The sequence below is a fragment of the Lyngbya sp. CCY1209 genome, assembly GCF_035615495.1.
Taxonomy (GTDB): Bacteria; Cyanobacteriota; Cyanobacteriia; order Cyanobacteriales; family Microcoleaceae; genus Limnospira.
Genome location: NZ_JAJENU010000100.1, coordinates 1 through 8,067 on the forward strand (window position 1 = coordinate 1; position 8,067 = coordinate 8,067).

Below are 8,067 nucleotides of genomic sequence, written 5' to 3' on the forward strand. Positions count from 1 at the left end.
ATCCGTTTTTCTGGGTCGGTTTTGTCTGTGTAAAACCAATATTTATTAATGGGATTTTTCGGTGGGGGCGGTGCGTTACGGCGATGTCAATATTTGCGTCAAAACCCATCATTTATTCCCGCCGTAACACACCCTACCGGGGACGATACCATCATAGGTAGGGTGTGTTATGCGGCCAGAAAATGTGAACCGTCACAAATCAATGATATTTCCGCATAACGCACCATTCCAAATCGCGAGACACCATCATAGGTAGGGTGTGTTATGCGGCCAGAAAATGCGAAGGGTTACAAATCAATCATATTTCCGCATAACGCACCATTTCAAATCGCGCGATCGGCCAATTTGAATCATCGCATCATGCAAATGATATCAATATCTGGGATGGTGCGTTGCGGCCAGGTCAATATTTATCGTGAAAACCCATGATTTATCGATGCCGCAACACACCCTACCCCTTCACGGCCGCAGCCAAGCTGGGTTTGACGATCGCCCGGACAATCCGACTGCAAGCCATTCTCCCCCCGGATAAATTCCGGGCTGCCGGACCGACCGTCAGGGCCGCCAATCCTCCCATCACGAAGCACTCCGAACCCGGAATCCGCAAATGGGCGTCCAGCACCGGCAAACCGCCGATCGCCTCCGTGGGGTAGATTCGCAGCGTGTCGGCTAGGAGGGGATCTCGCGCCGCATCAAATTGGGTTCCCGTCGCCAACCAAATGCGATCGCACCCCGGCAACAGCCCACCGCCGGCCTTCACCCGCCAGCAACGGCCCTCCCAAACCGCCGCCGTCACTTCGGTATTCTCCAAAATCTTCAGTTCCCCCCGATTGACGGCCCGCCTCAACTGCAACATCATCGCCGGCGTCACCGAACTCCCGCCGCGGGCCTGTCGGATCATTTCCCGGCGGGTCAACCAACAGTCCTCGGCTTCAAAATCCTTGAGATATTTCGGCCCCAGCCAACCCGGTTCGGCGTCAAATAGTTTTTCTCGCAATTGCCGCCGCACTGCCAGCGTCACCTTCGCGCCCCGTCTCATCGCCCCCACCGCCAAATGGGCGGCGGTCAACCCCCCTCCCACGATCAAAATCCGTTCTCCGGTCACGTCGAGGCCCCGCAAGTCCACCTGTTGAGAATGGCACAGCCGACCCGGCGGGTGGGGGGCGGCAATTTCCCCGGCCCACCGGGGAAGGTCGGGCACCGCCGCCCCGGTCGCCAACACCACCCGCCGCGCGACGGTACAACTGCCGTCGCTCAAAATCACCTGGAATCTCGGCCGTCCCGACCGCCGGACGGGCAGCACTTGGCGGACTTTGCCGGGATATACCCGGTCCGCCAACTCCCACCGCCGGACCACATCCCCACAGAAGTCCTCGAAGAGTCGGGTTCCCGGCAAATCGTAGGGGGGGAACAATTCCGCCGCCCGACCTTCGGCAAATCGTCTCAGGGCGTAGGGGTCGGGGTCGGGGTGGTGCACCGCCGGGGACCGTAGGTGGGGGATGTCCTGGGCGGCAAATTGATGTCGCCATCGCGCCAGCCAAGTCCCGCTGGGGTCTAAGACGATGAATCGGTTTCTGAAGGGTTCCCGTTTCTGTAGCAGGTGGGTGGCGAGGGTGAGGGCTTGGGGGCCGGCTCCCACGATGGCGAGGTCGGTGGAACTGGGTCGGGTGCGATCGAACATCTTTGAGATCTGACGAATCCTGTGCTATCGTGACAATGATAATGATTATCATTCCGAAAATCAATGATTGTTGCCGTCACAGGTCCGGCCGGTTCGGGAAAAACTCGCTGGATTCGAGAACAGATCGCGAAAGACCCCCAGCCCCGGTGCTATTTCACCCCCGACATGGACGGTGTGTGCATCGATCGCACTTGTCTGGCCGCCGAGTTTCCGGAACTCCACATCCGAACTCGCGGACAGGAAGCAGAATTGTGGGCTTTGGCAGAATCCGGGTTCAACGTTTATATTGAATTGCCTTGGTATTGGGAATTGTCCTCCCTGGAACCGCTGTTAAATCACCTCAACTGTCGTCGCATCGCCGTGGTGCCCCAGAATGACGAAAACGCCCAGATTCGGGAGTGGGCGGATCGAATTATTGTGGGACATCAAGGGGTAGAAATGATTCCCGAGTTGCCCGACGACGAATTGCAGATACACCGGGGTTTGTTGACTGGTGAAATAGTCGATTGGACGAGTTTAAGTGTATTTTGGTTTGAGCTGATCGGGGGGGCTTACGGCCGGGTTAAAAGAGCGAAGGGAATTTTTGAAATTGCCAGCGGTGAGTCGATTTACGGCGATTTTGTGTTGGGGATTGCCAACTCGGAATTTTTGGCTTTGGACTTGCCGAGACATCTGGAGGGAAGGCCCCGGAGATTTAGCGGGTTTGAAATTGTCGGGCGGGATTTGGAGCGATCGCAAATATCCGCCACCCTGAAAGATTGCTGTTTGCCGGCATCTCACATTCAACATTATCAACAACAGCTCCAAGAATCTTTCGCCGAAGAACAGGAGGTTTTCATATGAAAATAGCGGTGATGTCTTGCATTCACGGAAATTATGAGGCTCTGGATGCAGTTTTGTTGGATATCGACCGACAAAAAGCCGAGCAAATTTATTGCTTGGGAGATTTGGTCGGCTACGGCCCTTTTCCCCATGCGGTCGTCGAGCAAATTCGCTCCTTGGATATCCCCACGGTGCAAGGGTGTTGGGATGAGGATATTGTGGAAGGTTTAAATGCTTGTGAATGCAGTTATCCGTCCCTTTTGGCAGAACGGCGGGGGCATTTGGCTCACGAATGGACTCGGGAAAATATTTATCCGGAAACCCGGGAATTTCTCGCCCAACTCCCCTTGACGTTAAAAAGCGATCGCCTGTGTTTCGTCCACGGTTCGCCCCACAGCAACCACGAGTATTTGATGCCGAATATGGATGCTTTTACGGTGTTGGAAAGGGTTTTGGCGATCGATGCAGATGTGTTGTTTTGCGGGCACACTCATGTCCCCTACGTTCGCCAGTTGGAAGGGGGACAACTACAAGTCAAAGTTCGCCAACCCGAATTGGGAAATGGGGAAGATTGCAGCAGTTTTAAGACTCCTTTAAAACGGGTGATTAATGTGGGTTCTGTGGGAGAACCTCGCCACGGCCGCCCCAATGCCACCTATGTGATTTACGATACCGATACCGGAGGGGTGACGCTGCGAGAGGTTGAGTATGATTATCGCAAAACCTGCGCGGCAATTATTGAGAAGGGTTTGCCACCAATTTTCGCTTGGCGTTTATCTCGGGGTTTGGAATATGCGGAAAAAGCGGACGATCCCACCCACGTTTGTCAGCGATAAATCATCATTTTTACCTTGTCATTTTTTTAAAAGTGTGGCAAAATATTTGAAGAAATTCTGACCATTTTTTGTGGCAAAATTGACAAAATTATGACTTCATTACATTCGGCAATTGAAGAAATTGACGGCATCAATTTACCCAATATTGACAGTCAAATTGACCCGCCAGTTTCCGAAGAAGAAATGCGCCAAGCGGTGCGGACTTTGCTGCTGGGACTGGGTGAAAATCCAGATCGGGAAGGTTTGAGGGACACGCCGAAACGGGTTGTCAAGGCTTTAAAGTTCCTGACTTCCGGCTATCATCAGTCTCTAGATGAACTGCTCAATGGTGCGGTTTTTCACGAAGATGCCGACGAGATGGTTTTGGTGCGAGATATCGATATTTTCAGCTCTTGCGAACATCATATTTTGCCGATTTTGGGTCGCGCTCATGTGGCTTATATTCCCGATGGGAAAGTGATCGGATTATCGAAGGTCGCCCGCATCTGTGAAATGTACGGGAGACGGTTGCAGGTTCAGGAACGGTTGACTGCTCAAATTGCGGATGCTTTACAAGGTTTGCTGAAGCCGAAAGGGGTGGCTGTTGTTGTGGAAGCCAGCCATATGTGTATGGTGATGCGAGGCGTGCAGAAGGTCGGTTCTTGGACTTCTACCAGTGCGGTAAGGGGCATTTTTTCGACGGATGCGAAAACTCGCCAGGAGTTCATGTCTCTGATTCGCCATACTCCGAGTTTTAGCTAATTTTGTAGGTGTTGGGTGTCGCTTTTGCTTCGCCCAACCCCATCCAATCATGGAAGTATTTTTTCACTTTATTTTTTATTCATCGTTAAAATGTGGGCTATCTTGAGCGGTATCGAGGGAAATTTGAAGGCTTATCAATCCGTTTTAGAGGATATCAGTTGCCAGAAATGTGAGTTCGAGCAGTTTTATATTTTGGGGGACTTGGTGGGGCCAAACCCCGACAGCGAATTGTTGGTTGAGAGGGTCAGAGAAACGACTGACTCCGGAGAATTTGAGCCTCAATTGTGTATGGGTTGGTGGGAAGAACAGTGTTTTAATTTACACGGACTCGGGGGAAATGTGGAGGGTGACGAGTTGTTGAAAAAATATGGGGGAGATGTGGTGGAGTTGCTGTGGAATTCGGTTTCTAGGGAAACAGTTGAATGGTTGAGACAACAACATTTTGGTTTTTTGGAGTTGGATTGTTTGCTCATTCATGGGAGCAGTGTGGGGGTGAATGATGAACTGAGGGCGGATACTCCGGCTTGGAGAATGTTGGATCGGTTGCAACGGGTGGGTGCGAATCAGTTGTTTTGTGGCCGTTCCGGTCAGATTTTTGAGTATGAGTTGCGGGGGGGTTCGGTTTGTTCGAGGGTTTCGACTTTGGACGAGGAGCAATCTTCGGAAGCGGTGAAATTGACGGAAAAACGAGTTGTGGGGGTGGGTTCGGTGGGTCGTCATTGGGGAAGGGCGACCTATACTTTATATGATCCCAATTCCAATCGGGTTGATTTTCGTCAAGTTAATTATGATTAGTTTGGGAATTTGACTGGAATTTCGGTGCTGTTTGATTTGGAGGGAATTGGAGACGATGACTGGCTTGACAAAAACCACCACACCTGATTCGATTTCGGAGTTTCCCAAGCGGGGGATGCCGGTCACGATTATTACCGGATTTTTGGGGAGCGGCAAAACGACGTTGCTCAACCAAATTTTGGAAAATAAACAGGATTTAAAAGTCGCCGTTTTGGTGAACGAGTTCGGGGATATTAATATTGATGCTCAGTTGCTGGTGTCAACGGATGACGACATGGTTGAGTTGAGCAACGGCTGCATTTGCTGTACAATTAATGAGGGGTTGATCGATGCGGTGTATCGGGTTTTGGAACGGAGCGATCGCGTCGATTATATGATGATTGAAACCACCGGTGTCGCCGATCCGCTGCCGATTATTTTGACGTTTTTGGGCACCGAACTGCGAGATCTGACGCGCCTGGACTCGGTGCTCGGGGTGGTGGACGCGGCGAATTTTACGCCGGATCACTTCGACAGCGAAGCGGCTCTGAAACAAATTGCTTACAGCGATGCGATTATTTTGAATAAAACGGATTTGGCGACTCCCCAAAAAATTCGAGAATTGGAGGATTATATTGCCATTGTTAAACGGGGGGCGAGGATTCTGAAAAGCGAATATGGTCGAGTTCCATTGCCGTTAATTTTGGATGTGGAGTTGACGCCAGTCGATCGCTATCACGGGGAGGAAGAACGCCACCACCGCCGCGACAAATATGATTCCCTTAACCGCCATTCCGACCACTTACAAAATGATGGTTTTTTGTCGATCGCGTGGGAGAGCGATCGGCCGTTTGATATCGATAAATTCGAGAATTTTTTGACGGAAAAAATGCCGTTGGAGGTCTTTCGAGCCAAAGGAATTCTCCGCTTCAGTCAGAGTGAAATCCCTTATATTTTTCAACTCAGCGGCCCCCGGTATGCCATTCAATTGGGGGAGACTTTGAAAACGGCAAAGACTCAAATTGTTTTGATCGGGCGTCATCTCGACCGGGAGTATATTCGCCAGCAATTGAATGATTGTTTGGCTTAGTAATGGGGGCGGGCGCAAGCCTTGCGCCCCTACGAGATCAAATTATCTTGTGCTAAGAGGATTGGGGGTTGGCTGAGTCTTTGAATTTTGGGGAATTTACCACAGAGGCACAGAGGACACAGAGGGAGATGTTCGTTGTTGGGCTTGAGCCACCTCAGAAATGCGCTGAAGCGCTACAACAATTTGTTTGATCAATCCGATCGCCCGTCGGGTGCGTCAAATTGATGGCTGATGATGACAACCAATTATTGATGCTCGGACGCACCCCAAAACTGCTGTAAAAATTACGAAAATCGCACCGGGGTCAAACTCCAGTCGGGGCGGAGATTTTTCGCCCCCCGCAGATAGGGGTGGTGAATTTCCGTTTTGTGGGCCGGGAAATTGACGTGGACCAGGAAGCGGATGCAGCGTTCGAGACTGCCTTCGACGTGCATTTGCTGCACGTCCAACAGCGGCACGTTGTCCCAATTCTGGCGCTCTCGGGCGATCGCGGCGGGGAAAATCGCGTCCAAATCCCGGGTGACGGAAAACGTGGTGCTGATAATCTGCTCGGGGTGTAACTGATTGCGGGTTTCCAGCTCGTCGAGCAGTTCTGTCACCGCCTCCCGAATTGCCTCCACCGAATTGTCCGGGACCGTCGTCGCGCCGCGAATCGCTCGAACTTGCCACTCCACGCCAAATCCTCCTATGATCGTCACTGTTCAGGTATCCAAGGGGACTCGAAATGTTCCCCCGCCTCCGATCGCCTCACCCCCGGCGCGGTCCCGTTTCAAGGTCGGTACAACCACAGGGGCAAACCGTTCGTTGACAGTTCAAATTCTACCCAATTCCGAGCCGCCGATAACCCTCCGGCGGGGGTTTGATTGTTGCTGAGGATGCGGTTGATCAGGGATTTGGGCTTTTCCAGGGTGCAACATTCGGTTTTGTCGGGGTCGAGATCGGCCAGTTCCGCCGCCCAGCGTCGGGCCTCTTCTTCCGTCCCCAGGCGATCGATGACCCCCAATTCGAGGGCCTGTTCCCCGGTGAAAATCCGCCCGTCGGCGAAGGTGCGGACGGCTTCTTCGGACAGGTTTCGGGACTCGGCTACCGTCCGGACGAACTGGTGATAGCTGGTGTCGATCAACTCCTGGAGGATGTGCTGTTCGGGTTCGGTGAGTTCGCGATCGAAGGCCAAAATATCTTTGTAGGGTCCGGACTTGATCACCTTGAAGGAAACGCCGATTTTCTCCAACAGCCGTTCGATGTTGTTTCCCCGCAAAATTACGCCGATGCTGCCGGTGATGGTGCCGGGGTTGGCGACGATGTGTTGGGCGCCCATGCCGATGTAGACGCCGCCGGACGCCGAAATATTGCCGAAGCTGGCGACGATCTTGACTTTTTCGCGCAAATGTTGTAAGGCGCTGTAAATTTCCTGGGAGTCCCCCACGGTGCCCCCGGGGCTGTCGATCCGCAGCAGCAGGGCGGGAAATTTGCGCTCTTTGACGGTGTTGAGGGCCTCCAGAACGCGCTTTCGCGTGTCGCCGGCGATGGGACCGGTTATTTCGATGCGGGCAATTTGTTTGCGAAATCGAGACTTAAATGGCCAAATCATGGACGGTTGGGAGTCAATATAACGAGATGGGCGTTGGATGTGCGATCGCCCAGCCATTCTTACCAGTATAATGCGACGTCGGGACTCCCGGTAGTCCGACCCGAAATTCTCTCGCCCCCAAACCCCCAATTCTGGGGGCTTTGAACGAATAGACTTTTTGTGAATGATTTCACATTGCTATAGAGTTCGGATCGTCTGTTATCCTATTGATTCGATTTCTGATTGTCGAATTACAAAAAATTATAGAAATCGTTTTTTGTTAATTATTTTAGTGGATATAGTAGTGTGAAATGATGAGTGAAAATTGGTCGGCTCTGAGTCTCCAGGATTGGGGGTTTGGGGGCTGAACAATTTACATAAGGTTTCCGATTGCTATATCATGTCGAACCCTCCGATGCTTTTGGTGGCGCAACAGAGTATCGGCTCAACTGCGATCGCGCTACACTGTTCTCGTCGGTGCGATTCGTTCGGGATCGAAATAGGGCTGAAATGCCTGAAATAACCTCCTGGTAAGGCTTTTATCCCCTCGGAT

8 protein-coding genes are annotated in these 8,067 nt (G+C 52.1%); 5 read left to right on the plus strand and 3 right to left on the minus strand.

What is annotated here, in order from left to right:
- Positions 1-451: 451 nt before the first annotated feature.
- The gene (locus tag LKE08_RS00580) at positions 452-1,681 is read right to left on the minus strand and encodes an FAD/NAD(P)-binding protein (protein ID WP_324702248.1); all 1,230 of its coding nucleotides are present in this window, start codon (positions 1,679-1,681) and stop codon (positions 452-454) included.
- A gap of 63 nt (positions 1,682-1,744) precedes the next feature.
- Between LKE08_RS00580 and LKE08_RS00585 the strand changes: the two genes are divergently transcribed.
- From LKE08_RS00585 to LKE08_RS00605, 5 genes are all read left to right on the plus strand, one after another.
- On the plus strand, positions 1,745-2,524 hold the full coding sequence (locus LKE08_RS00585) for a GTP-binding protein (protein WP_324702249.1): 780 nt from the start codon (positions 1,745-1,747) through the stop codon (positions 2,522-2,524).
- Positions 2,521-3,339: a metallophosphoesterase family protein gene (locus tag LKE08_RS00590; RefSeq protein WP_324702250.1), complete on the plus strand. Its 819-nt coding sequence runs from the start codon at positions 2,521-2,523 to the stop codon at positions 3,337-3,339. The genes LKE08_RS00585 and LKE08_RS00590 overlap by 4 nt, the downstream gene beginning before the upstream one ends.
- A 90-nt stretch (positions 3,340-3,429) precedes the next feature.
- Positions 3,430-4,080 (plus strand): GTP cyclohydrolase I FolE, encoded by a 651-nt coding sequence (folE, locus tag LKE08_RS00595; protein ID WP_324702251.1) that lies wholly within the window; start codon positions 3,430-3,432, stop codon positions 4,078-4,080.
- A 90-nt stretch (positions 4,081-4,170) separates the two neighbouring features.
- On the plus strand, positions 4,171-4,875 hold the full coding sequence (locus LKE08_RS00600; protein WP_324702252.1) for a metallophosphatase: 705 nt from the start codon (positions 4,171-4,173) through the stop codon (positions 4,873-4,875).
- Between the two features lie 55 nt (positions 4,876-4,930).
- On the plus strand, positions 4,931-5,944 hold the full coding sequence (locus tag LKE08_RS00605) for a GTP-binding protein (RefSeq protein WP_324702253.1): 1,014 nt from the start codon (positions 4,931-4,933) through the stop codon (positions 5,942-5,944).
- A gap of 284 nt (positions 5,945-6,228) precedes the next feature.
- Here the strand turns inward: LKE08_RS00605 and aroH are convergent, their stop codons facing one another.
- Positions 6,229-6,618 carry a chorismate mutase gene (gene aroH, locus LKE08_RS00610; protein ID WP_324702255.1) on the minus strand — a complete coding sequence of 130 codons (390 nt, stop codon included), beginning with the start codon at positions 6,616-6,618 and terminating at the stop codon, positions 6,229-6,231.
- Between the two features lie 95 nt (positions 6,619-6,713).
- Positions 6,714-7,535 (minus strand): signal peptide peptidase SppA, encoded by an 822-nt coding sequence (gene sppA, locus LKE08_RS00615; protein ID WP_324702254.1) that lies wholly within the window; start codon positions 7,533-7,535, stop codon positions 6,714-6,716.
- Positions 7,536-8,067: the final 532 nt, after the last annotated feature.